At 63.3% G+C, this 22,418-nt stretch carries 22 protein-coding genes; 9 read left to right on the top strand and 13 right to left on the bottom strand.

All coding sequences use genetic code 11. The features are described 5' to 3' along the window. Positions 1–10: 10 nt before the first annotated feature. The 3 genes from LY284_RS17735 (at position 11) to LY284_RS17725 (ending at position 1,262) form a co-directional block, all read left to right on the top strand. Positions 11–547 carry a GNAT family N-acetyltransferase gene (locus LY284_RS17735; RefSeq protein WP_255724414.1) on the top strand — a complete coding sequence of 179 codons (537 nt, stop codon included), beginning with the start codon at positions 11–13 and terminating at the stop codon, positions 545–547. Between the two features lie 176 nt (positions 548–723). Continuing rightward, positions 724–1,092, top strand: coding sequence for a DUF4148 domain-containing protein (locus LY284_RS17730; protein WP_053569135.1), 369 nt, complete (start codon positions 724–726; stop codon positions 1,090–1,092). 32 nt (positions 1,093–1,124) lie between these two features. Next, positions 1,125–1,262, top strand: a complete 138-nt coding sequence (locus tag LY284_RS17725) for a hypothetical protein (protein WP_175582504.1) — start codon at positions 1,125–1,127, stop codon at positions 1,260–1,262. Positions 1,263–1,299: 37 nt separating this feature from the next. Here the strand turns inward: LY284_RS17725 and LY284_RS17720 are convergent, their stop codons facing one another. Beyond that, on the bottom strand, positions 1,300–3,822 hold the full coding sequence (locus LY284_RS17720; RefSeq protein ID WP_233387470.1) for an adenosylcobalamin-dependent ribonucleoside-diphosphate reductase: 2,523 nt from the start codon (positions 3,820–3,822) through the stop codon (positions 1,300–1,302). Positions 3,823–3,951: 129 nt separating this feature from the next. Between LY284_RS17720 and mobB the strand changes: the two genes are divergently transcribed. After that, entirely contained in the window at positions 3,952–4,476 is a 525-nt protein-coding gene (mobB, locus tag LY284_RS17715; RefSeq protein ID WP_233387469.1) for a molybdopterin-guanine dinucleotide biosynthesis protein B, read from the top strand. Here the strand turns inward: mobB and LY284_RS17710 are convergent. The 4 genes from LY284_RS17710 to LY284_RS17695 all read right to left on the bottom strand — a co-directional run bounded on the left by LY284_RS17710 (position 4,473) and on the right by LY284_RS17695 (position 7,849). Continuing rightward, positions 4,473–4,682, bottom strand: coding sequence for a DUF2783 domain-containing protein (locus tag LY284_RS17710; RefSeq protein WP_014250631.1), 210 nt, complete (start codon positions 4,680–4,682; stop codon positions 4,473–4,475). The genes mobB and LY284_RS17710 overlap by 4 nt on opposite strands. After that, positions 4,682–6,361 carry an FAD-dependent oxidoreductase gene (locus LY284_RS17705; RefSeq protein ID WP_233387468.1) on the bottom strand — a complete coding sequence of 560 codons (1,680 nt, stop codon included), beginning with the start codon at positions 6,359–6,361 and terminating at the stop codon, positions 4,682–4,684. Before LY284_RS17705 ends, LY284_RS17710 begins: the two co-directional genes overlap by 1 nt. Positions 6,362–6,527: 166 nt before the next feature. Beyond that, complete coding sequence (locus LY284_RS17700) at positions 6,528–7,307, bottom strand: IclR family transcriptional regulator (RefSeq protein WP_041731567.1); 780 nt, start codon at positions 7,305–7,307, stop codon at positions 6,528–6,530. Next, positions 7,304–7,849, bottom strand: a complete 546-nt coding sequence (locus LY284_RS17695; protein ID WP_233387467.1) for a cupin domain-containing protein — start codon at positions 7,847–7,849, stop codon at positions 7,304–7,306. Before LY284_RS17695 ends, LY284_RS17700 begins: the two co-directional genes overlap by 4 nt. Positions 7,850–7,926: 77 nt before the next feature. On the opposite strand from LY284_RS17695, the gene LY284_RS17690 reads away from it, so the two are divergent. Both LY284_RS17690 and LY284_RS17685 read left to right on the top strand, forming a co-directional pair. Beyond that, positions 7,927–8,664: an ABC transporter substrate-binding protein gene (locus LY284_RS17690; RefSeq protein ID WP_233387466.1), complete on the top strand. Its 738-nt coding sequence runs from the start codon at positions 7,927–7,929 to the stop codon at positions 8,662–8,664. A 2-nt stretch (positions 8,665–8,666) separates the two neighbouring features. Beyond that, entirely contained in the window at positions 8,667–9,089 is a 423-nt protein-coding gene (locus LY284_RS17685; RefSeq protein ID WP_053569129.1) for an N-acetyltransferase, read from the top strand. Positions 9,090–9,098: 9 nt separating this feature from the next. On the opposite strand, the gene LY284_RS17680 is transcribed toward LY284_RS17685, so the two are convergent. Continuing rightward, positions 9,099–9,788 carry a DJ-1/PfpI family protein gene (locus LY284_RS17680; protein ID WP_233387465.1) on the bottom strand — a complete coding sequence of 230 codons (690 nt, stop codon included), beginning with the start codon at positions 9,786–9,788 and terminating at the stop codon, positions 9,099–9,101. Between the two features lie 137 nt (positions 9,789–9,925). On the opposite strand from LY284_RS17680, the gene LY284_RS17675 reads away from it, so the two are divergent. The 3 genes from LY284_RS17675 to pqqA all read left to right on the top strand — a co-directional run bounded on the left by LY284_RS17675 (position 9,926) and on the right by pqqA (position 14,468). Next, positions 9,926–10,885, top strand: a complete 960-nt coding sequence (locus tag LY284_RS17675) for a GlxA family transcriptional regulator (protein ID WP_077159085.1) — start codon at positions 9,926–9,928, stop codon at positions 10,883–10,885. Between the two features lie 170 nt (positions 10,886–11,055). Next, a complete protein-coding gene (locus LY284_RS17670; RefSeq protein WP_233387464.1) occupies positions 11,056–13,974 on the top strand; it encodes an EAL domain-containing protein in 2,919 nt (972 codons plus the stop codon). A gap of 419 nt (positions 13,975–14,393) precedes the next feature. Next, the gene (gene pqqA / locus LY284_RS38665) at positions 14,394–14,468 is read left to right on the top strand and encodes a pyrroloquinoline quinone precursor peptide PqqA (protein WP_008353049.1); all 75 of its coding nucleotides are present in this window, start codon (positions 14,394–14,396) and stop codon (positions 14,466–14,468) included. A gap of 61 nt (positions 14,469–14,529) precedes the next feature. On the opposite strand, the gene LY284_RS17660 is transcribed toward pqqA, so the two are convergent. From LY284_RS17660 to LY284_RS17630, 7 genes are all read right to left on the bottom strand, one after another. Next, positions 14,530–14,859, bottom strand: a complete 330-nt coding sequence (locus LY284_RS17660; RefSeq protein ID WP_014250622.1) for a hypothetical protein — start codon at positions 14,857–14,859, stop codon at positions 14,530–14,532. Positions 14,860–14,975: 116 nt separating this feature from the next. Beyond that, the gene (locus LY284_RS17655; RefSeq protein ID WP_233387463.1) at positions 14,976–16,394 is read right to left on the bottom strand and encodes an aspartate aminotransferase family protein; all 1,419 of its coding nucleotides are present in this window, start codon (positions 16,392–16,394) and stop codon (positions 14,976–14,978) included. A gap of 46 nt (positions 16,395–16,440) precedes the next feature. After that, complete coding sequence (locus tag LY284_RS17650) at positions 16,441–17,919, bottom strand: NAD-dependent succinate-semialdehyde dehydrogenase (protein ID WP_233387462.1); 1,479 nt, start codon at positions 17,917–17,919, stop codon at positions 16,441–16,443. A 752-nt stretch (positions 17,920–18,671) separates the two neighbouring features. Further along, on the bottom strand, positions 18,672–19,154 hold the full coding sequence (locus LY284_RS17645; RefSeq protein WP_233387461.1) for an Lrp/AsnC family transcriptional regulator: 483 nt from the start codon (positions 19,152–19,154) through the stop codon (positions 18,672–18,674). A gap of 1 nt (position 19,155) precedes the next feature. Further along, entirely contained in the window at positions 19,156–20,178 is a 1,023-nt protein-coding gene (doeB, locus tag LY284_RS17640) for a N(2)-acetyl-L-2,4-diaminobutanoate deacetylase DoeB (protein ID WP_233387460.1), read from the bottom strand. Between the two features lie 4 nt (positions 20,179–20,182). Next, positions 20,183–21,400, bottom strand: coding sequence for an ectoine hydrolase DoeA (gene doeA, locus LY284_RS17635; protein WP_233387459.1), 1,218 nt, complete (start codon positions 21,398–21,400; stop codon positions 20,183–20,185). Positions 21,401–21,411: 11 nt separating this feature from the next. Continuing rightward, on the bottom strand, positions 21,412–22,416 hold the full coding sequence (locus LY284_RS17630; RefSeq protein WP_233387458.1) for a cyclodeaminase: 1,005 nt from the start codon (positions 22,414–22,416) through the stop codon (positions 21,412–21,414). Between the last annotated feature and the right edge of the window lie 2 nt (positions 22,417–22,418).

Here is a 22,418-nt window from a genome sequence, read left to right as displayed (position 1 = left end):
CCGCGCACGAATGACGATAAACGAAAACACATTCGTGCGCCGCGTGGGCGCGGACGAAGCGCTGAGCTATGTCGATGCGCTTGCCGACGTGCTCATCGACTGCGTGGAAGGCGGCGCTTCAGTGAGCTTCATGCTGCCGATCTCGCGCGCAACGGCTATCGCATTCTGGACGCGTGTCGCGCAAGGCGTCGCGCGTGATGAGCGCATTCTGCTCGTCGCCGAAGACGCGCATGGCGATGTCGTCGGCACGGTGCAGTTGATCCTCGATCAGCCCGAGAATCAGCCGCATCGCGCCGATATCGCGAAGATGCTCGTCGCGCGCCGTGCAAGACGCAAAGGCATCGCGCACCGTCTGATGGCTGCCGCCGACGATGCCGCGCGCCACGCGGGCAAATCCGTCCTCGTGCTCGATACAGTGACCGGCGGCGATGCCGAACGCCTCTACGAACGCGCCGGCTGGCAACGCGTGGGCGTCGTGCCGAACTATGCATTGATGCCCGACGGCACGTTGTGCGGCACCACTTTCTTTCACAAGCAACTCGCGTAGGCGCTTGCCCGACAAGGGTTTACGCGATTATTCGCCGATTTCAATAAATCTTTTCGCGGATACGGCATTTATCCGCATGTGGCGCGAGACTACATTCGTTCCTACCGCAGCGTGCTTAACGCGAATTGCAATCCGCATTTGCCCGCACGCCGCATCGGAACGAAGGAGTCGCCAGCATGAAGCAGCTCATCACGGGGTTTTCGCTCGCCGCCATCTCGGCCGTCGTCACGACCACCGCCTTCGCGGAGGGCGGACAGGGCATTGGCCGCGCCGGCAATTATCAGGTTCAAACGCAGACGCAAGCCAATGCGGGCGATACGCCGAAGAGCCGCGCACAAGTGCGCGCGGAACTCGTGGCCGCCTTTTCGAATGGTTCGCTGCCCGCGTTGAACCGCAATAGCTACCCGGAGCGCAGCATGTGGGGCGACGCCATCGCCGCGCAAAGCGAGCAGCGCGCCCGCGATGCGGCGCAAGCGGAAGCACGCAATCGTGAAATCGTCGAGTACGCAAACGGCTCGGCAACCGGCAACGTGACGGCGCGCTGATCGCGCCGTGATTCAGGCATCAAGAGGTCATCATGTTCGATAACACATCACTCGATCAATTCTCGCTTCTCGACGAACTCCCTTCGACGACGCCGGTATGGCGTCCGTTCGTGCCGCATGCAGCGGATACGATGCAGGACGCTAAACAGGAAAGCGATTCGAAACATTGAACGAAGGCGCGGATGCTGAATCCGCGCCTTTTTTCATTCAACCGCACGCGCCGATTTCACCGCACGACGTGCAGAAGTCGCAGCCATCCTTGCGGATGACGGCATTCGCACCGCACGTCGCGCATTTGCGGCCGTGCATTTGGGGAAGGCCATGAGGATCGATTTCGCCTTGCGCGACACCCTCGGAAACATCTTCGCCTTCGTCGCTTGCAGTTACCGCATGCGCCGCGCGATCGGCGCTCTTGCGCGCAAGCACGCGCGACGGTACCTGGTTGCCCTCTGCATCGAGGAAGCCACGGCGATGAAGAATCTGCTGGATCGCATACGCTAGCGCCGCGACTTCCGAATCGTGCCAGCGCGGACTGCGATGACCGTCGAGCCGCTCGACGTCGCCGAGCCGCACTTGTCCGCGATCCCACGACACCTTGCGCATGTCCTGCAGCGTGCGCGCGGCGAACCCGCCGCGTGCGGCCAGCGACAGCGAACGCATCGTCGCCGTGATCCACTGCTGCGATTCGTCGCTCTGCCCCGTCGGAATGAAGAACTCGATGGGCCGCTCGATCGTGACGTCCTCGCCCGCGATGCGCCCCGTCACTTCGATGAACGACACCGCGAGATAGAGCGACTTCTTCCCCGCCTGCGTCAGATATTCGACCTTCTCGATGATGGCAGGCAATTCGCCTCTCGGCCGATGATCGATCGCGATGCGCAGCGGATCGAGATCGAGCTCGGGGTCCGGCGAATCGCTCGGCGTTTCGGCGGGCGCGACGGAGAGCACCGCGCCCAGCGTCTCGTTGGGCCGGTACGTGGCCAGCCCCTTGAGTCCGCGCCGCCATGCTTCGAAATAGAGATCCTGAAACTTGTCGAACGGATAATCGGCGGGCACGTTCACGGTCTTCGAGATCGACGTATCGACGAACGGTTGCACCGCCGCCATCATCTCCATGTGATCGTGCGCGGACATGTCCAGCGCGCTCACGAAGTAATCGGGCAGCGCGGTCACATCGCCGCCCATCTCGCGATAGAGCCGGTACGCATGATCTTCGACGGCGAAGGTCTGACGCGAACCGTCCGCCATGCGCTTCGTGCGCTGATACGTCCATGAAAACGCCGGCTCGATGCCGTTCGATGCGTTGTCCGCGAACGCGAGGCTCACCGTGCCCGTCGGCGCGATCGACAGAAGATGGCTGTTGCGGATGCCATGCTCGCGAATCGCGCTTTTGATGTCGTCCGGCAGGCGCGAAGCGAACGTGCCTTCTTCGAGATAACGCTTCGCATCGAAGCGCGGAAACTTGCCGCGCTCGCGCGCGAGATCGACGGAGGCGCGATACGCTTCGTCGCGCATCGTGCGTGCGACGCGCGTGGCGAAGTCGCGCCCTTCCTGCGCGTTGTAGCGCAAGCCGAGCATCACGAGCGTATCGCCCAGCCCCGTGAAACCCACGCCGATGCGCCGCTTTGCCGCCGCTTCGTCCGCCTGTTCTTCGAGCGGCCAGAGCGTGACGTCGAGCACGTCGTCGAGAAAGCGCACCTGCGTGCGCGTGGTGCGTGCAAGCCCGTCCCAGTCGAACGAAGGCGCGCCGCCGCGCATCTGCGCGAACGGATCGCGCACGAAGCGCGTGAGATTGAGCGGGCCGAGATTGCAGCAGCCGTATGCGGGCAGCGGCTGTTCGCCGCATGGATTGGTCGCGCGGATCGCTTCGATGGCGCGCAGATTGTTGTCGTCGTTCATGCGCGACATGAACACGACGCCCGGCTCGGCGACATCGTAAGTCGAGTGCATGATCGTGTTCCACACTTCGCGCGCCTGCACTTCGCGATAGACCCACATGCCGTCTTCGCGCTGATGCATGTCTTCGGCGGCACGCTGCGCGGGCGAAGGCTCGGCCTTGTGCACGAGCTGCCATGCGGCATCGTCGGCGACGGCCTGCATGAATTCGTCCGTCACCGCGATCGACACGTTGAAATTGTTCCAGCGTCCCTTCGTATGTTTCGCCGCGATGAATTCGAGCAGATCGGGATGCGTGCAATCGAGAATGCCCATCTGCGCGCCGCGCCGCGAGCCCGCGCTTTCGACCGTGCGGCACGAGGCGTCGAACACATCCATATAGCTGCACGGCCCCGACGCCGCCGATCCCGTGGAATGCACGCGTGCGCCGCGCGGCCGGATCGCAGAAAAGTTATAGCCGACGCCGCCGCCGCGGCGCATCGTCTCGGCTGCCTGCAACAGCGCAACGTAGATGCCCGGCAAGCCATTGCTGTCGACGCCCTGGATCGCATCGCCCACGGGCTGCACGAAGCAGTTGATGAGGGTCGCGTCGATGCCCGCGCCCGCCGCGCTCATGATGCGCCCCGCGCCGAGCGCGCCGCGCCTGAAGTTATCGACGAACTCCGCTTCGATCTTCGCGCGCGCTTCTTCCGGCTCGGCCTTTGCGACGCCGCGCGCCACGCGGCGGTAGATATCCTCCACGCGCGTCTCGTCGCCCTTGGCGTATTTTTCGAGCATCACGTCGATGGAAAACTGCTGCGGTGCGAGAGCGGTGCTGGGATTGTCTTCGGCCATGTCGGTTCCTTTGAAATCTGCGTGAACTGCCGCAAAGGGAATGCCCGACGATAGCGCGATTTTCCGCCGCTCGCCATCGACCCGTTACACTCGTCTGATCCAGAACAGAACAATCAGCCGACCATTCGCATGAATTCGCCTCATCCGCCGCTCTTCGGCATTTCGGGCCGCTCGGGCCAGGGCAAGACCACCTTGATCGAAGCGCTGTTGCCCTGGCTGCGCGCGCACGGGCTTATAGTCAACGTGATCAAGCACAGTCATCACTCGATCGAACTCGAGCCGCCAGGCAAGGACAGTGCGCGCTTTCGTCGCGCGGGCGCGGGGGAAGTGCTGATCGCATCGCCGTATCGGTATGCGATCCTGCGCGAATTGAATGGCGAAGCGGAGCCGTCGATCAGCGAACTGGCGGCGCGGCTCTCGCACGCGGACCTCGTGATCGTCGAAGGCTTCGCGCGTGAAACGATGCCGCGGCTCGAAGTCGTGCGGCCCTCGGCGGGCCGCGATCCGCTCTATAAGACCGATGTGGAGATCATCGCCATCGCCACCGACGATCCCGCCGCCATCGATACGATCTTGCCCACGCTCGCGCTCGACGACATCGCGGGGATCGGCGCGTTCATCTGCGAGCGTGTGGGCATTGCATTGAAGGATTAGCTCGCGGCGAGGCCATGACGCGCCATCGCCAGCGCTTCTTTCAACACGTCGTTATCGCCGATGTGATTCGCGAGCAACAGCACGAGCTTCGCGTTGAGCAACTGGCTGTCTTCGTCGGAGAGGCCGTTGTGCGTGTCGATGAGGCGCTCGTAGAACGCATCGTGGTCCGCAATATTCAGTTCGAGATTGAGCTTCATACGATTCATCATCCGTTGCAGGTTGCACGCTTGACCGCGGCCATGACCGATGCGGCATCGAAGGCGCGCCAGCGCGCGCATACGTGCTGATCGGGGCGCAGCAGATAGAAGGTTCCCGGCCGCGCGTCGAAGCGATGCGCGACCATGCCTTCCACGTCCTCCACGACGGTCACGCCCGGCACGGCGCAAGCCATACCCCTCGGCACGACGATCAGCGTGCGCACCGGCAACGCAGCGCTCGACAAAGCCGCGAGGCTCTGCGCGCATGCGTCGGGACCGTGGCCGAGCCCGCAGAAATAGAGGCCCGTGAACGCGCCACCATGCGTTTGCGGCAAGAGCCACGCATCGCGGTCATCGACGCGCACGGGTGCATCGACGCACGGCGCGCCGGGCATCATCGCGCCGTCGAAGACATCGTCCTTGCTATCGGGCGTACTGAGCGTCGAGTCGCGCAGCACCGCCGGCACCGAGAGCCGCCCGCTGTTCGCGATGCGCCGCGCGAACGCGGCGTCCTTCGCGAGCTTGAGCGTCGCGTCGCGAAAGAGCCGTGAGACCGCGCTCTTCGGCGTGATGAAATCGGTGGAACGCGTGGAATTGAGGATGTTTTCATCGGCGGCGTATTCGCGCTCGGACGCATAGGTATCGAGCAGCGCGTGCGGCGCATCGCCGTTGACGACGAGTCTCAGCTTCCATGCGAGATTGTCCGCGTCCTGCACGCCGCTATTCGCACCGCGCGCGCCGAACGGCGACACGCCGTGCGCGGCATCGCCCGCGAAAATGACGCGTCCATGCCGGAAGCTTTCCATGCGCACACACGAGAACGTGTAGACGCTCACCCATTCCAGCTCGAATTCGGCGTCTTCGCCGAGCAGCGCCTTGACGCGCGGAATCACACGCTCGGGCGCTTTCTCCGCGACGGGATCGGCGTCCCAGCCGAGCTGGAAATCGATGCGCCAGACATCGTCGGGCTGGCGATGCAGCAGCACCGACTGGTTGCGATGAAACGGCGGATCGAACCAGAACCAGCGCTCGGTCGGAAATGGCGCTTTCATCTTCACGTCGGCGATCAGGAAGCGGTCCTTGAACGTGCGGCCCTGGCTGTCGAGGTTGAGCGCGCGGCGCATCGGGCTGCGCGCGCCATCGGCGGCCACGACGTATTGCGCTTTCAGCGCGTAGACGCCATCGGGCGTTTCGACCTGCAACTCGACGTGATCCTCATGCTGCGTCACGCCGACGACATTGCTTTTCCAGCGCAATTGCAGTTGCTCCAGCTCCATCGCGCGTTCGGCGAGAAAGCCTTCGACGTAGTACTGCTGCAAGTTGATGAAGGCCGGACGCGAATGCCCCGTTTCGGGCAGAAGATTGAAGGTGTACACGAGGTCGTCGTGCAGAAAGACCTTGCCGACATTCCAGCTCACGCCCTTCTCGATCATCCTGTCGCCGCAGCCGAGGCGGTCGAAGATCTCCAGCGTGCGCTTGGCGAAGCAGATCGCGCGCGAGCCGGTGGACACGGTGTCGTCGTTGTCGAGCAGCACCGTGCGCACGCCCTGTTGCGCGAGATCGATGGCCGTGGCGAGGCCGACCGGTCCCGCGCCGACCACGGCCACGGGATAAGGCGAGGATGCGGGCGCATCGTGATCGGGGGCGCGCTCGTATTCGAAACGCAGACTGGCGTAGTTCACGGACATTCGATCGTCTCCATCGTCGATGGGCGAATTGCTTCGCTTTCGGTTATCTGTTTATTATTGTACAAGCCGTTTTATATTGTTGAATTTGCGTTTACCCGTACGCGGGCCGCGGCGCGAGCGCCGCAGGTCTCATATGAACATTGAATACGATGCTTTTGCTAACGCATCATGCGACGAAGCCGAGCATCTTCGACACGCGTTGCGCGCAGTCGCGCAGGGCCTTCGAAATAGCGCCGTCCCAGGCGCCATCGAACGAGCCGCTCGGCCCGATCGCCGTGATCGCGAGCACGATATTGCGCGTGTGGTCGAAGACCGGCGCGCTCATCGCGCCGATGCCCGCGACGGGTTCATCCACCGCTCTCGCGATGCCGTGCTCGCGCACTTCGGCGAGCATCGCGTCGATCTGCGCACGCGTGTAATCGCGACGCTCCGCGCCGGTCTGCAATGCGCCCGCCCGCTCCATCGCGACGAGCGCATCGACGGTCATCGGCGGAAGATAGGCGGCGAACGCGCGGCCTGTTGCGGTCTGCAGCAGCGACATCACGGTGCCCGTGCGCATCGTCACGTGAATCGGCACGCTTGCCTGCTGAATATGAACGATGGTCGGTCCGTAGCTGCCCGCGCTCGCGAGCGCGACCGTATGCTCGATGCGCGGCGTCATGTTCGCCACCTCCGCGATCGCGAGACGCACCGGATCGACGCGCTGCAAGCTGATCAGACCCATCTGCAGCGCAAACGGCCCGAGTTCATAGCGGCCGGTGGCGGGGTCCTGCTGAATCAGGCCGAGATTGCCGTACGAGACGAGATACGGATGCGCCTTCGCCGAAGGCATGCCCGCCTTCTTCGCGAGATCGCCGAGCAGCATCGGGCCGCCGTGATCCACGAGCGCGCGCAAGAGCGCCCCGCCTACTTCGATCGATTGAATGCCCCGGCGCGCTCCGTTCATGCCTGACCCTGCGTGGTAGTTGACGATGCGCGCGATGATAGCGGACCGAGCCGCGCAATCAATTCCCGATGCCGCGGATAACGCGTTTCGAGCATGCCGGGCGTGGCCATTTCGAACTCGCTGAATTCGAAACCGGGCGCGACCGTGCAGCCGACAAGCGCCGCGCCGTTCGCCTCGCGGCACTCGGCGGCGAACCAGTCGCCCGCTTCGACGACCGCCTGAAACACGGTATCCGGATGATGCAGCGCATTGCCGAGCCGATGCGTGACGAGCGCGCCGTTTGCATCGAGCACATGCACATCGACCGGATCGCCCGCATAGAAATGCCACACCTCGTCGGAACGAATGCGATGCCAGGCCGAATGCGCGCCGTCGCATAGCAGGAAATAAATCGCGGTGGAGGCGCAACGCGCATCGCTTTCCTGCTCGCGCGTGACCTTGCCCTGCGCGCGATACGTCTCGCGGAAGAATCCGCCTTCCGGATGCGGTTCGAGCTTCAGACGTTCGATCCAGACTTTACTGTCGATGCGGTCACGTTGCATGTCGTTCCCTTTGCAAGAGCGGTTGCGGTTCGCGTATTCTGCATCGGATATTCGCTCCCCACTCGACGACCCACACCATGACGCTTTCCTCTTCCTTGCTGAATGCCTTCGCTCCGACCGGCACGCTGCGCGCGTCGATCAATCTCGGCAATCCCGTCCTCGCGCGCCGCACGGACAGTGCCGAACCCGGCGGCGTATCCGTCGATCTCGCCCGCGAGCTGGCCTCGCGGCTCGGCGTGCCGGTTTCGTTCACTTCATTCGAGCGCGCTGCGGAATCCGTCGCCGCCGTCACGAACGAAGACGCCGATATCGGCTTCTTCGCGATCGATCCGTTGCGCGGCGCGGGCATCGCATTCAGCGCCGCTTATGTGCTGATCGAAGGCTGTTATCTCGTGCGCGATGCATCGCCGGTCACGCGCAACGAAGACGTGGATCGCGAAGGCAACCGCATCATGGTCGGCACGGGCAGCGCGTACGATCTCTTTCTCACGCGCGAGATCAAAAAGGCGCAGATCGTGCGCACGGCGTTGTCGGAGAAGGTGGTCGATGCGTTCCTGCGCGAGAACATCGAAGTCGCGGCCGGCGTGAGGCAGCAACTCGAAGCCGATGCCGCGCGCACGTCCGGATTGCGCCTGCTCGACGGGCGCTTCATGGTGATCCAGCAGGCAATGGGCATGCCCAAGGCGCGTGGCGACGAGGCCGCGCGATATTTGCGCGAATTCGTCGAAGACGTGAAGCGCTCGGGCTTCGTCGCGGATGCGCTCGCGCGGTACGGCATCGAGGGCGCATCGGTCGCGCCGGCCGCGCCCGTCTGACAATGAGCGCGGACGTCACGCTCGCGATTACCGACTGGATCGACGCGACGTTCGAGCATGACGTCGCGGGCGGTCTCGCGGCGTTCAATCGCGCGCAACTCGGCCCGAGCCATCAGCGCGATCTCGCGGTGTCGCTCTATCGCGATGACGATTTTCTCGGCGGCCTCGCGGGCTTTACCGCGTGGGACTGGCTCTTCGTGAAATGGCTCTGGATACGCGAGGACGCGCGCCGCGCCGGACTCGGCACGCGCGCGCTCGCCGCCGCCGAAAACGAAGCGATCAAGCGCGGCTGCCGCGCGGCGTGGCTCGACACGGTCAATCCCGCGGCGCACGCGCTCTACGCGCGCTGCGGTTACGAGACCTTCGGCGAACTCGCCGACTTTCACGCGGGCAAGCCGCGCTATTTCATGCAGAAGCGGTTCTAGCGTTTCACATTACGCATTCGCTTTCAGGCGTTCCGCAACGCGCGTGGTAATCGCACTGCGCGCCGCGAACGACGATTCCAGCCGCTTGCGCACGTCCTCCACGACATCGGCGGGCGCGCTGTTCGGATCGCCCGCATCGAACGGCGGCGCGGGCGCGTATTCCATCTGCAACTGCACGGCCTGCGCCTCCTGTTCGCCGACGAGTTCCGCCGCGAGCGTCAGCGCGAAATCGATGCCCGCGGTAATCCCGCCGCCCGTGAAAAGATTGCCGTCGCGCACGACGCGCTCGTGCACCGGGATGGCGCCCAGCTTCGCGAGCAGCGCGTGGTACGCCCAGTGCGTCGTCGCGCGCTTTCCGTGCAGCAGCCCCGCCGCGCCGAGCACGAGCGAGCCGGTGCACACGGAGGTCACGTAGCGCGCGCCCTTCGCCTGCTCCCGCAGGAACGCGAGCGTCGCCTCGTCCTCCATCAGATCGCCGACGCCCGAGCCGCCCGGCACGCATAGCACATCCAGCGCGGGGCAGTCGTCGAAGCTCGCGTCGGGCGTCAGGATCATGCCTGCGCTCGATTTAAGCGGCTCGCGCGTTTTCGCGACGAGATGCACGCGCGTATCGGGCAGGTGCGCGAATACGTCGTACGGGCCGGTCATGTCGAGTTGCTGGACGCGCGGAAACAGCAGCAGGCCAATATGCAGGGTCATCGTCTTCTCCTCGGTAGGCGGTTTTTCCAATGGACGAACCCATGCTACGCCGCTACCCTATGGCGAAATTGACATAGACCCCACGTTTTCCGCCACGTCTCGCGAGGAAAGCCGCCGTGCAAACCGAATCGCCGCGCATGATCGACGTGCTCGCCTTCCCCGATGTCCAGTTGCTCGACGTCGCCGGTCCGGTGCAGGTGTTCGCGTCCGCGAACGATCTGGCGGCAGCCGCGGGCCTGCCGCGTCCGTATCGCCCGCGCGTGGTTGCGCAAAGCGGCACGGTGAGCGCATCGGCGGGCCTGGGGCTCGTCGGCGAAGCGTTGCCCGATGCGCGCGAACCCTGCGACACGCTGATCGTCGCGGGCGGCTGGGGCGTGCATCAGGCGGTGCAGAATCGCGAGCTCGTCGACTGGGTGCGCGCGCGCTCGGCGCATGCGCGCCGCACGGCGTCGGTCTGCACGGGCGCGTTTCTGCTCGCCGCGGCGGGCCTCCTGAACGAGCGGCGCGCCGTCACGCACTGGACGCGCTGCGCCGAACTGGCCGCGCGCTTCCCGGCGGTGCGCGTCGAGTCCGACCCGATCTTCATCCGCGATGGCGACGTCTGGACGTCTGCCGGCGTCACGGCGGGCATCGATCTTTCGCTTGCGCTCGTCGAAGACGATCTCGGCCGCGCGCTCGCGCTGGATGTCGCCCGCCAGCTCGTCGTGTTCCTGAAACGCCCCGGCGGGCAGGCGCAGTTCAGCGCGGCGCTCTCGCTGCAAAAATCGGGCGAGCGCTTCGCCGAACTGCACGCGTGGATCGCGGAGCATCTGGAGGCGGATTTGTCGGTCGGCGAACTGGCCGCGCGCGTGGGCATGAGCGAGCGCAGTTTCGTGCGCCATTACCGCGCGCAAACCGGCACGACGCCCGCGCGCTCGATCGAGCGCATGCGTCTGGAAGCGGCCCGCCGCCTGCTCGCGGATACGGCGTTGCCGGTGAAGCGCGTCGCCGCGCGCTGCGGCTTCGGCACGGAGGAAACGATGCGGCGCGGCTTTCTGCGCTCGCTCGGCGTGTCGCCGCAGGCATATCGCGACCGGTTCGCCGCGCGACCGGAATGAAGGCACGCCCCGGCCGCGCGACGTTTTTTTGTCTGGCGCGCTCAAGCCTGTAAGCTGCGTGCCGTTACCCCATTTAGAACGTTTGCTTGAGACGCGCGCCCCAGGCGGCGTGCGAGCGCTGTCGCTAATGAGAACCGCCCGCCGTGGCGGCAATATGGCCTGGAGCGCCGATGAGTGTGTTTCCCGCGTACGACGCGCTGGTTGCCCACGCAACCGCGGTCGAACCCGCAACCGTAACGGCAAGTGGCGAGAAGAGCGGCGCCTGCGCCGCGCCATCGATCGACGCCCTGCTGCGCGAAGCCGCCGCGACGGGCTGCCCGCAGCAATGGGCGTGGTATCGCGCGGGCGAGCAGTTGCATCTGGAGCGGCGCGGCGAAGCGCCGGCCGACCGCAACGACTGGCCGCATAGCCTCGCCGAGGAGCGGCTCGACGAGACCTGCGCCGCGCACGGCTGGCATTGCTGGCCGACCGGGCGCGGCGAGAGCGTGCTCGGCTGGCTGCTCGCACCCGCCACGCACCGCGACGATGCGCATCTCGCCGAACTCGCACGCACGCTCGGCGAGCGCGTGCAGTCCGATGCTCTCGCGCGCGCTCAGCTCACGCAGCGCGTGCTGTACGAAATCGCTTATCTGGCGAGCTCGGTGCCCGAGCGCGCCGACTTTCTGCGCGGCGTGCACGAGCGCCTGGGCACGCTCATCGACGCGGAAAACTTCTATCTCGCGCTCTACGACCGCAAGACCGGCAGGATCACGTATCCCTATTACGTCGACGTGATCGATACGGACGTGGTCGCCGCCGAGAACTACGACCTCCTGAATCCGGCGCGGCTCTCGATGACCGGACAGGTGCTCACGAGCGGGCAGCCGCTTTTCATCACCGCCGGCGATATCTGCGAGGCCGAACGCACGGGCCGTTTCTATTGCATCGGGGACCGGCCCGAGTTCTGGATGGGCGCGCCGCTCAAGAACGCCAGCGACGAAGTGTTCGGCATGCTCGCGATGCAGGTCTATGATCTCTCGCGCATTTACACGGCGGAAGACCGCGCGCTCTTTCTCGTCGTCGCGCGGCACGTGGCGATGGCGCTCGACCGTATCCTGCACCGCGCCGATCTCGAAGAACAGGTGGCGCGGCGCACCTCCGAACTGTCGAAGCTCAACGCGGCGCTGCGTCACGGCATCGCGGAACGCGAGCGTTCCGAGCATTTGCAAGCTGCGCTCTACCAGATCGCAGAATTGTCGAGCCGCCCCGGCGACATGATGGAGTTCCTGCGCAGCCTGCATGGCATCGTCGGCGAGCTGCTGTATGCGCGCAATTTCTTCATCGCGCTCTTCGAAACGGAAACGGGCGAAGTGTCGTTCCCGTATTACGTCGATGAGATCGTGCAGGATCGCCCCGCGCCGCGCCGCGGCCAGCGCGGTCTCACGGAATACGTGATTCGCGAGCGGCGCGCGCGGCTCATCGACCATTCGGAAGCGCTGCGTCTCATCGAAGAAGGCGCGTTCGAGATCGAGCACAGCGAAGTGCGCCTGCGCTCGTGGCTCGGCATTCCGCTCTTCGACGGCGATGTCGTGCGCGGCGTGCTCGCCGTGCAGAGCTATTCGCCGCTCGTGCGTTATTCATTGCGCGACCAGGAATTGCTGACGTTCGTGTCGCGCCATATCGATACCGCGCTCTCGCGCCGACGCGATGCCGAAGCGCTGCATGCTGCGAATCTCGAACTCGAAGCGCGCGTGCAGGCCCGCACGCGCGAACTCGACGACGTCAACGCGCGCCTGCTCTACGAGAACGCGCACGACTCGCTGACGGGGCTTCCCAATCGCAGTCATCTGATGCACAAGCTGCGCTGCGCGTGGCAGGACTATCAGACGCGCGGCCATGAACTCTCCGTGATGTTCATCGACCTCGACCGCTTCAAGGTGGTGAACGACAGCCTCGGGCATCACTTCGGCGACATGCTGCTGGTGCAGGCCGCTTCGCGTCTGCGCGATTGCCTGCGCTCGACGGATCTGCTCGCACGCCTCGGCGGCGACGAGTTCGCCGTGCTGTCGCCGGATGCGTCGGTGCGCGATGCGGTGTCGATCGCGAAGCGCATTCTCGCCGCGTTCGATTTGCCGTTTCATATCGAAGAGCATGTGGTGTTTTCGTCGTGCAGCATCGGCATCGTGAGCGCGGACAGCCAGTTCCATACCGAGCCCGCCGATCTGCTGCGCGATGCCGATACCGCGATGTATCGCGTGAAAAACGCGGGCCGCGACAGCTTCGTCGTGTTCAATCAGGAACTGCGACGCCAGGTGTCGGACCAGGTCGAACGCGAAGGCGCGCTGCGCAACGCGATCAAGCGCGACGACGAACTGTTGCCCTACTTCCAGCCGATCGTCGATGTGAAAAGCGGTGAAGTGGTCGCGCTCGAAGCGTTGATCCGCTGGCGTCAGCCGGATGGACATATCGTTGGGCCGGCCGAATTTCTGCCTTCGGTGGAAGGATTGCGACTCATCGGCAGGCTCGATCTCTATATGCTCGAACGCGTCGCCGCGATTCTTTCGAATGCGCGTTTCGCGCACTGGCCGCCCGTGCATGTGAACTGCTCCAGTTACAGCATGACGCGCCCCGAATTCGCCGACGACGTTCTCGCCTTGTTGCGGCGTTATCGCGTATCGCCGTCGCGCGTGTGCCTCGAACTGACCGAAGGCGCGCTCGTCGCCGAGCCGGATCTCGCGCGGCGCACGATGCAGCGGCTCGCGGACAATGGCATGTCCGTCGTGCTCGATGACTTCGGCGCGGGCTTCTCGTCGCTGAGCTACGTGCATCAGTATCAGTTCACCGGATTGAAGATCGACAAGTCCTTCATTCTCGAACTGACGGAGAGCCCGCGCAGCCGCGCCATCGTTCGCGCGATCGTGCGCATGGCCGAGTCGCTCGATCTGACGCTCGTTGCGGAAGGCGTCGAAGATGCGGCGACGCTCGCCGTGCTGCGCGACATGGGTGCGGCGCAGGCGCAAGGCTATTTCTTCGACAAGCCGCTGCCACTGGAAGCGCTCACGCGCGCCTCGCTGGCACCGCGTGCGACAACCATAAGCGCTGCGCTGTAGTCATGCGCTGCGTTGCGCAAAGCTTGCGATAGCCTGCGATCCGATGCATTCGATAGAGAAAACGTAATGGCTGAAAAACCGTGTTCCCGGGCACGCGACATAAGCCGCACGCGCCGGGCGGCAATAATCTGAGCAATATCGAACGCGAAGAGGCAGACAGGGTAATCCCTCGGCCGAAAAAAGGCGAGACAGAGCGCGCCTGACAAACTCGGTACGACGCCTGACGATTCGGGAAATCGCCCGCAATCGCTATAAATAAAATAAATGAACGCCGGTGCAATTTCCAATCGTGCATCGGGCTAACTGCGCTAGGATTGAAGGTGGGTCGATTTGGGGTGCGCGGCTTTGCACGGCCCTTGGCAGGAGATCCGCGCAGTGGCCTGGCATCCGTCTGGCCAATCAATGCACAAGGAGGCTCTATGAAGTGGGAAACCCCGAGTTTCACCGATATGCGCTTTGGCTTTGAAATAACGATGTATATTGCGACGCGTTAATCGGAAATGACAAAACGGCCATGTGAGTGGCCGTTTTGTTTTATTGACGTCTTATAGCATTTCATTCGCGTCTGATCGGTTCGGTATGCTTGTTCGCCGGATCGGGCTGATCGGCATTTTGTGCGTCCAGACCGCCCTTTCCAGGGATTTCCGGCGCATTGCCCGAGCCATACGGCACTTCCGCCGTCTGATGCGGATGTTGATCCAGACGACGATTCTCCGGTTCGATTTCACCCGCATTCGGTTGGCGCACGCCCTGCTTTGGATCGCCGCCCGTCGCCGATCCCGGCCCCGGCGTATTGCCGATGGAACCGCCGCCGCTCGCACCACTGCCTGCATCGCCCAGAGGCTTGTCGGTGCTTTCCCTTTGCTGTTCGCTCTCACTCATCATGGTTCTCCTTTTCGAACGTCATCGAAGAACGATGAGCAACGCGCATTCCAGTTCCATCGCGAATGAAAAGGCCCGCGCTTGCGCGCGGGCCCGTGGTGCCGCTCTTGCTGCGAGAATCAGATAGCCTGCGTCGCAAGCGCCGAGCCGATCACTTCGTTCGCCACCGCATCGACAGCCTGCTTCACGATGCCGACGATCTCATCCACTTCGGCGCGCGTCGTCGTGAGCGGCGGCGCGAAACCGAGGATATCGCCATGCGGCATGGCGCGCGCGATCACGCCGCGTTCGAGCGCCGCCGCCGAGACCTTCGGCCCGACCTTCAACGCCGCATCGAAGGGCTTTCGGGCGTCCTTATCGGCCATGAATTCGAGCGCTGCGAGCATGCCCGCGCCACGCACTTCGCCGACGAGCGGATGCGAATCGAATGCCGTATGCAACTGCTGCTGCAAGTAAGCGCCGACATCCGCGGCATTCTGCGTGAGGTTTTCGCGTTCGAGGATGTCGAGATTGGCGATCGCCGCGGCCGCGCAAATCGGATGTCCCGAGTACGTCCAGCCGTGACCCATCGGACCGAATTCCTTCGAGCCTTTCTCGATGACGTCCCACACCTTTTCGCCGACGATCACGCCCGACAGCGGCGCATACGCGCTCGTCAGACCCTTCGCGACCGTGATGAGATCCGGCTTGATGCCGAAGTGCTGCGCGCCCATCTTCGAGCCGAGACGTCCGAAGCCGCATACGACTTCATCGGAGATCAACAGGATGTCGTGCTTGCGCAGCACTTCCTGAATCGCTTCCCAATAGCCTTGCGGCGGCGCGATGATGCCACCCGTGCCCATCACCGGCTCGGCGATGAAAGCGGCGATCGTATCCGCGCCTTCCTTGGCGATCAGCTTTTCCAGTTCTTCGACGCAATATGCCGTGAATTGCGTCTCGCTCATGCCGGCCGGCGCTTTGCGATACCAGTGCGGACACACCGTATGCTTCACGCGATCGACGGGCAGATCGAAGTTCTGATGAAAGCTCGGCAAGCCCGTGAGACTGCCCGTCACGATGCCCGAACCGTGATAGCCACGCTCGCGCGAAATGATCTTCTTTTTGTTCGGACGGCCGAGCACATTGTTGTAGTACCAGACGATCTTGATCTGCGTTTCATTCGCATCGGACCCCGACATGCCGTAGTACACCTTCTTCATGCCTTCGGGCGACCAGTCGATGATGCGCGAGGACAACTCGATGATCGTATCCGTCGAGTGCCCGACATAGGTGTGGTAATACGCGAGCTTCTTCGCCTGCTCATAGATGGCCTCGGCCACTTCGGTGCGGCCATAACCGATATTCACGCAATAGAGCCCGGCGAATGCATCGATATAACTTTTGCCCTGATGATCCTCGATGCGAATCCCCTTCGCGCCCGTGACGATCTTGCCGGGCAGCGCGCCGCTCGCGTGATCCTGCGCGTGCGTGGACGGGTGCATGAAGTGCGCGCGGTCTTCGGCGAACAACTGGTCGAGCGATTGTTTTTGCTGGGTCATGTGCTTCTCCTTGATTCGATGATGCGTGTCTTTGAGGATAGTGCTTTCAGGCCGCGCTCGTGAGCGGCAGGCCGAGATTGCCGAGGCAGAAGTATTTCGTTTCGACGAAAGGCTCGAAGCCTTCCGCACCGCCTTCGCGGCCGAGACCCGATGCCTTCATGCCGCCGAAAGGAATCGGCGCGCCGGTGAATTTCACGCCATTGACCGACACCATCGCGAAATCGAGGCGGCGCACGAGTTGAAAGATCGTGTCGATGCGCGTCGCGCAGATATACGCGGCGAGGCCGTATTCGGTGTCGTTGGCGCGCATCACGGCTTCGTCGAGCGTATCGAACGGGGAAATCGCGGAGATCGGCGCGAAGTTCTCTTCGTCGTAAATACGCATGCCGGGTTTGGCATCGGCGACGACGGTCGGTTCATAAAACCAGCCGCCGAGCGCATGCGCCTTGCCGCCGACGGTGATGCGCGCGCCTTGCGCTTTCGCGTCGTCGATGCGTGCCACGGTCGAATCGAATGCAGCCTGATGCATGAGCGGACCGACATCGACATTCGCTTCGAAGGCAGTGCCTACTTTGAGTGCCTTGACCGCTTCCGTATAGCGTTCGACGAATTGCTCGTAGAGCGGACGCGCAACCAGAATGCGGTTCGCGGCGCAGCAATCCTGACCGGACGTCTGGAACTTCGCGCCCACTGCCACGCGCACGGCCTGTTCCAGGTCGGCATCTTCCGTGACGATGAAGGGCGCATTGCCGCCCAGTTCGAGCGCCACCTTCTTGATACCCGATTGCGCTGCCGTTTGCGCGACGAGATTGCCGACGCGCGTCGAGCCTGTGAAGCTGACGGCGCGCACGCGCGTATCGCTCACGAGCGTTTCCATCGCCATGTGCGGCTCGCCGATCACGACGTTGAACACGCCCGGCGGGAAGCCTGCTTCTTCCGCGAGTTGTGCGAGCGCGATCGCGGAGAAAGGCGTTTCGTGCGCGGGCTTGACGACCACCGTGCAGCCTGCGGCGATGGCCGCCGCGGCCTTGCGCGTGATCATTGCGACGGGGAAATTCCAGGGCGTGATGAGCGCCGCGACCCCGACGGGTTCCATGATGGTGCCGAGATGCGCGCCGTCGATATGCGTGGGAATCGTGCGGCCCGAGAGACGCTTTGCTTCGTTCGCGAACCATTCGACGAAGCTTGCCGCGTAGGCGATTTCCCCTTTCGACTCGGCGAGCGGCTTGCCTTGTTCGAGCGACAGAATGCCCGCCAGATCGGACTGATGACGCATGATCAGTTCATGCCAGCGAAGCAGCAGTGCGCTGCGTTTTTGCTGCGGCATCCAGCGCCATGACTGGAAGGCGCGGTCGGCGGCATCGATCGAGCTTTTGATTTGCGCCTTGTCGAGCATCGGGACATGGCCGATGACGTTTTGATCCGCGGGGTTCGTCACGGCGATGGAGGCGGCGCTGTCGCTGTGGATCCAGCGGCCGTCGACATAGCAGAGGGATTTGAACAGGACGGGATGGCCTAGAAGCATGGTCGTCTCCTTGCGTTTTCGCTTTAGTTGATTCGATGTTTGTCAGTTTATGGACGTTTTGGGGTTTGGGTTTTTTGTTATTGCGGTGTGAGGTTGGTGTTTTTTCTGTTTGGTTCGGTGTTTTGGTTTGGCTTTTCTGGAAGCTTGTATTCGTGTTGGTCTATTAGCACTGCCCCTCCCCGGGGCGGGGGTAACTTTCTTTGCTGCTGCAAAGAAAGTCACCAAAGAAAGCAGCCTTCTCACCGCCCGCGGTCACACGCACGTTGGCCATTTTTCTCCTCCGGGAACGGCCCTCGCCTAAAGAGTGCCCTCAGAGTCCCAACCGGGCTTGGATCGCGCACGGTCTGACAAACCATAACTTTGAGCGCACTGGTGCAGCACGAAATAGCTTCGGCACAGCGCTGCGCGCTGCCGCTGGGTATGCAAGGGAAACCAACGGAAGGCGAGCGCGCACGCATACCCGATTGACCCATCGGCCGCGAAGCGGGCTGGAGCTTGAAATGGCTGTACCAGTTTGTTGTGTGGTGCGACGTGACGGATCGTGCGCGATCCAAGCCCGATTGGGCCTATGGGGGCACTCGTTAGGCGAGGGCCGTTCTCCGAGGAGAAAAATGGCCAACGTGCGTGTGACCGCGGGCGGTGAGAGAGCTGCTTTCTTTGGTGACTTTCTTTGCAGCAGCAAAGAAAGTTACCCCCGCCCCGGGGAGGGGCAGTGCTAATAGACCGACAAGAAAACAAGTTCAACGCAAAAATCAACCGAAGCTATCCCCCCACTCCGGCGCCCCCTCGCCAAAGTCCTTCACGATCTTAGTCACAATATAAGTAAAGTACCTCTCAATCCCCAACTCCTCGACGAGCAGCGAATCGATGAACCTTTGATAATGATCGATATCCCGCGCCACGACATGCAGCACATAATCCACCCCGCCACCAGTGGCATAACACTGCACAATTTCGGAAGCCCCTAAAACCCGTTCCTCGAATCGCCGCATATCCTGCGCGGTATGACGCGAAAGCGTCACCTCAACGACGATACGGCTGCCCTTGAAAGCCGCCGCCCAATCGATATCCGCGCGATAGCCGCGTATCAGTCCGCTGTCTTCGAGTTTCTTCACACGCTCCCACGCCGGCGAGATGGAAAGATTCACCTCTTCGGCCAGGCGCGATTTCGTAATGCGGCCATCCCGCGCAAGGATGCGCAGAATGGCCAGATCGTAGCGGTCGAGCTTGATCAACTTATACGCTCACGGCAATGTTGCGTTCGACGATATCCGCCACGACAGCCACGGTATCGCCCGTCTGCACGAGGCCCGGAAAATGCCGCGCCGCAAGCAGTCCATCACGCTTCGCACGATACTCGATCGCAGGCTCGCCCGTGCGCGCAATGTCGTACACGCGCGCGAGCACGTCGCCGGCCTTCACGCTATCGCCGAGATCGCGGCACATTTCGAGCAGCCCCGTATGCTCGCTCGTGGTGTAACACGAACCATCGGGCATATCGAGCAGCGTCGTCGTGCGCGCTTCGCCCTGCACCACCGATTTCTCGATGATGCCCGCATAAGCCAGAAAGCCATACACGCCGCGCTCCGCGATCGCCACGCTCTTCGCCGTCGACGATCCGCCGCCGCCCAGTTCCGTCGATACGAATACCTTGCCCGCTTCTTCCGCCGCGCTGTCGTAAAGCCCGATGCTGTCGAGTTCGAGCATGCGCATCGAATACGGCGCGCCAAATGCGCGCATCGCGGCTTCGCAGCGCGATTGCTGTGTCGCGTCGTCGAGCACGTGTATCGCCGCGAACGGCAGGAAATCGAGCGTACGGCCGCCCGCGTGAATATCGAGCACGTAATCGGCGAGCGGCAGCAAATGACGCTGGAAGTAATCCGCGATCTTCTCCGTCACCGTGCCGTCCGGCTTGCCGGGAAAGCTGCGATTCAGGTTGCCCGCATCGATCGGCGAGGTGCGCGCGCCCGCGCGAAACGCCGGGTAGTTCATGAACGGCACGATGATCACGCGGCCGTTCACGTCGCCCGCCTTCAACGTCGATGCGAGCTTCGCCAGCGCGATCGGCCCTTCGTATTCGTCGCCGTGATTGCCGCCCGTGAGCAGCGCGGTGGGTCCGTCGCCGTGCTTGATCACGGTGACCGGAATCATCACGGCGCCCCAGGCGGAATCGTTGCGCGAGTACGGCAGTTTCAGAAAGCCGTGCTGAACGCCTTCGGCGTCGAAATCGACGGTCGGGCTGATCGGTGACGCGCGCATCGTGTTACTCCTTCACGAACAGTTTTCGAGGCGTGTTGCAAAAGGTCTCGACGCCGGTATCCGTAATCAGGATGCTCTCCGTGATTTCGAGGCCCCAGTCGTCGAGCCACAGCCCCGGCATGAAGTGAAACGTCATGCCGGGTTCGAGGACGGTCTTGTCCCCCGGACGCAGGCTCATCGTGCGCTCGCCCCAGTCCGGCGGATAACTCGCCCCGATCGGATAACCGCAACGGCTGTTCTTTTCGATGCCGAACTTGGCCAGCACCGCGAAGAACGCATTGGCGATATCCTCGGTCTTGTTGCCCGGCTTCGCCATCGCAAGACCCGCTTCGATGCCTTCGACCACCGCCTTCTCGCCTTCGATGAAATGCTGCGGCGGGCGTCCGAGATACACCGTGCGTGAGAGCGGGCAGTGATAACGCTTGAAGCATCCCGCGATTTCGAAGAACGTGCCCGCGTTCGCGGTGAAGGCCGAGTCGTCCCATGTGAGATGCGGCGCAGCGGCATCGGAACCGGTCGGCAGCAGCGGCACGATGGCGGGATAATCGCCGCCGTAGCCTTCCACGCCCGTGATGCCCGCTTCGTAAATCTGCGCGACGAGATCGCTTTTCTTCATGCCCGGCTCGACCTTGTCGAGAATGCGCGCATGCATCTTTTCGACGATACGCGCAGCCACGCGCATGTATTCGATCTCGCGCGGCGACTTCACCGCACGCTGCCAGTTGACGAGCGCGGTCGCATCGACGAACTTCGCGTCCGGAAGATGCTGCGTCAGCGACGCATACGCCTTCGCGCTGAAGTAGTAGTTATCCATCTCCACGCCGATGCGCTTGCCATTCCAGCCGCGCGCGGCGATCACTTCGGTGGAGAGATAGTCCATCGGATGGCGCAGCGTCGATTGCACGTAATGATCAGGATACCCGATGATATTCTCGTGCTTCATGAATACCGTGCGCTTCGCCCCGTTCGCATCCTGGCCGCGACCGTACCAGACCGGCTCGCCGTCCATCGCGAGCAGCACGCACTGGTGTACGTAGAAGGACCAGCCGTCATAGCCCGTGAGCCACGCCATGTTGGTCGGATCGGTCACGATCAACAGATCGACGCCCGCCTTCTCCATCGCGCGCCGCGTCTTCGCAATACGTGCGTCGTATTCGCTGCGCTCGAACGGCAGGCGTACCACAGGCGCCTCGCCTTTCTTGTCTTGCATGATTTCGGACATCGTCCCCTCTATCAAGCGGTCACATCGTTGTGGAAAATGGTTCCTGCCTTGGCCGCGCGCGCACGCTGAATCGCTAACGTTGCAATCGCGGTGTCCTGCGCGCCCGTGCCGGTGAGATCGCACACGGTCACTTCGTCGTCGTTCGTGCGGCCGGGCGCCTGTTGCGCGATCACTTGCCCGAGTTCGGCGAACGACGCACCGGCATCGATCACGCCTGCCTCGATCGCGTGATGCAGTTCGCCCAGCACGCGCACTTGCTGCAGGCGGTCGCAGACGTAGCGCGCTCTCGCGAACACGTCCGGCGCGATTTCGTTCTTGTGCTCGGCATCCGATCCCATCGCCGTGATATGCAGGCCGGGATGCAGATCGCGCGCATGAATCAAAGGCTCGCGACTCGGCGTCGTCGTGACCGCGATGTCGGCACGCTTCAGCGCACTGCTCACGCTATCCGCGACATCGCAATCGATGCCGTCGCATTCGCGCGCGAACTGCACTGCGCGATCGCGCTCGCGCGCCCACACCGTCACATGATCGATATCGCGCACGAGACGCAAGGCCTTCAGTTGCAAGCGCGCCTGCTCGCCCGCGCCGATGATCGCGACGCGCTTGGCGTCCTTGCGCGAAAGCCAGCGCGATGCGACCGCGCCCGCCGCTGCCGTGCGCACCGCGGTGAGATAACCGTTATCGAGCAACACCGCTTCCGTAAGGCCCGTGCGCACCGACAGCACCAGCATCAGGCCATTCAGACTCGGCAGGCCGAGCGACGGATTGTCGAAGAAGCCCGGACTCACCTTGATCGCGAAGCTCGGAAAGCGCGGCAAATAAGCGGTTTTTACATCGACTTCGCCGGCGTGCTCGGGAATGTCGAGACGCAAAATCGGCGGCATCGCAACGGCTTCGGTCGCGAGCGACTTGAACGCGGCTTCGACTTGCTCGATCGCGTCGAGGTCGAGCGGCACGAGCTTGCGCAATTGCGCCTGCCCGAGCAAAACGGTGGAAGTGTCGATGTTGGACATGA

Origin of the sequence: Caballeronia sp. PC1, assembly GCF_021353155.1 — a bacterium.
In the GTDB taxonomy this organism is placed as follows: domain Bacteria; phylum Pseudomonadota; class Gammaproteobacteria; order Burkholderiales; family Burkholderiaceae; genus Caballeronia; species Caballeronia cordobensis.
Note: the sequence above shows the minus strand (reverse complement) of the source record. Positions and strands in the feature narration are given on the sequence as shown.

Excerpts from the sequence above, each read along its gene's own strand:
- mobB (WP_233387469.1), top strand. The coding sequence starts at position 3,952 with ATGAATTCGCCTCATCCGCCGCTCTTCGGCATTTCGGGCCGCTCGGGC.
- LY284_RS17660 (WP_014250622.1), bottom strand. The coding sequence starts at position 14,859 with ATGATGAGTGAGAGCGAACAGCAAAGGGAAAGCACCGACAAGCCTCTG.
- LY284_RS17700 (WP_041731567.1), bottom strand. The coding sequence starts at position 7,307 with ATGAACGGAGCGCGCCGGGGCATTCAATCGATCGAAGTAGGCGGGGCG.
- LY284_RS17630 (WP_233387458.1), bottom strand. The coding sequence starts at position 22,416 with ATGTCCAACATCGACACTTCCACCGTTTTGCTCGGGCAGGCGCAATTG.
- doeA (WP_233387459.1), bottom strand. The coding sequence starts at position 21,400 with ATGTCCGAAATCATGCAAGACAAGAAAGGCGAGGCGCCTGTGGTACGC.
- LY284_RS17705 (WP_233387468.1), bottom strand. The coding sequence starts at position 6,361 with ATGTCCGTGAACTACGCCAGTCTGCGTTTCGAATACGAGCGCGCCCCC.
- LY284_RS17670 (WP_233387464.1), top strand. The coding sequence starts at position 11,056 with ATGAGTGTGTTTCCCGCGTACGACGCGCTGGTTGCCCACGCAACCGCG.
- LY284_RS17655 (WP_233387463.1), bottom strand. The coding sequence starts at position 16,394 with ATGACCCAGCAAAAACAATCGCTCGACCAGTTGTTCGCCGAAGACCGC.
- LY284_RS17685 (WP_053569129.1), top strand. The coding sequence starts at position 8,667 with ATGAGCGCGGACGTCACGCTCGCGATTACCGACTGGATCGACGCGACG.
- LY284_RS17650 (WP_233387462.1), bottom strand. The coding sequence starts at position 17,919 with ATGCTTCTAGGCCATCCCGTCCTGTTCAAATCCCTCTGCTATGTCGAC.
- doeB (WP_233387460.1), bottom strand. The coding sequence starts at position 20,178 with ATGCGCGCGTCACCGATCAGCCCGACCGTCGATTTCGACGCCGAAGGC.
- LY284_RS17730 (WP_053569135.1), top strand. The coding sequence starts at position 724 with ATGAAGCAGCTCATCACGGGGTTTTCGCTCGCCGCCATCTCGGCCGTC.
- LY284_RS17735 (WP_255724414.1), top strand. The coding sequence starts at position 11 with ATGACGATAAACGAAAACACATTCGTGCGCCGCGTGGGCGCGGACGAA.
- LY284_RS17710 (WP_014250631.1), bottom strand. The coding sequence starts at position 4,682 with ATGAATCGTATGAAGCTCAATCTCGAACTGAATATTGCGGACCACGAT.
- LY284_RS17695 (WP_233387467.1), bottom strand. The coding sequence starts at position 7,849 with ATGCAACGTGACCGCATCGACAGTAAAGTCTGGATCGAACGTCTGAAG.
- LY284_RS17675 (WP_077159085.1), top strand. The coding sequence starts at position 9,926 with ATGATCGACGTGCTCGCCTTCCCCGATGTCCAGTTGCTCGACGTCGCC.
- LY284_RS17680 (WP_233387465.1), bottom strand. The coding sequence starts at position 9,788 with ATGACCCTGCATATTGGCCTGCTGCTGTTTCCGCGCGTCCAGCAACTC.
- LY284_RS17690 (WP_233387466.1), top strand. The coding sequence starts at position 7,927 with ATGACGCTTTCCTCTTCCTTGCTGAATGCCTTCGCTCCGACCGGCACG.
- LY284_RS17725 (WP_175582504.1), top strand. The coding sequence starts at position 1,125 with ATGTTCGATAACACATCACTCGATCAATTCTCGCTTCTCGACGAACTC.
- LY284_RS17720 (WP_233387470.1), bottom strand. The coding sequence starts at position 3,822 with ATGGCCGAAGACAATCCCAGCACCGCTCTCGCACCGCAGCAGTTTTCC.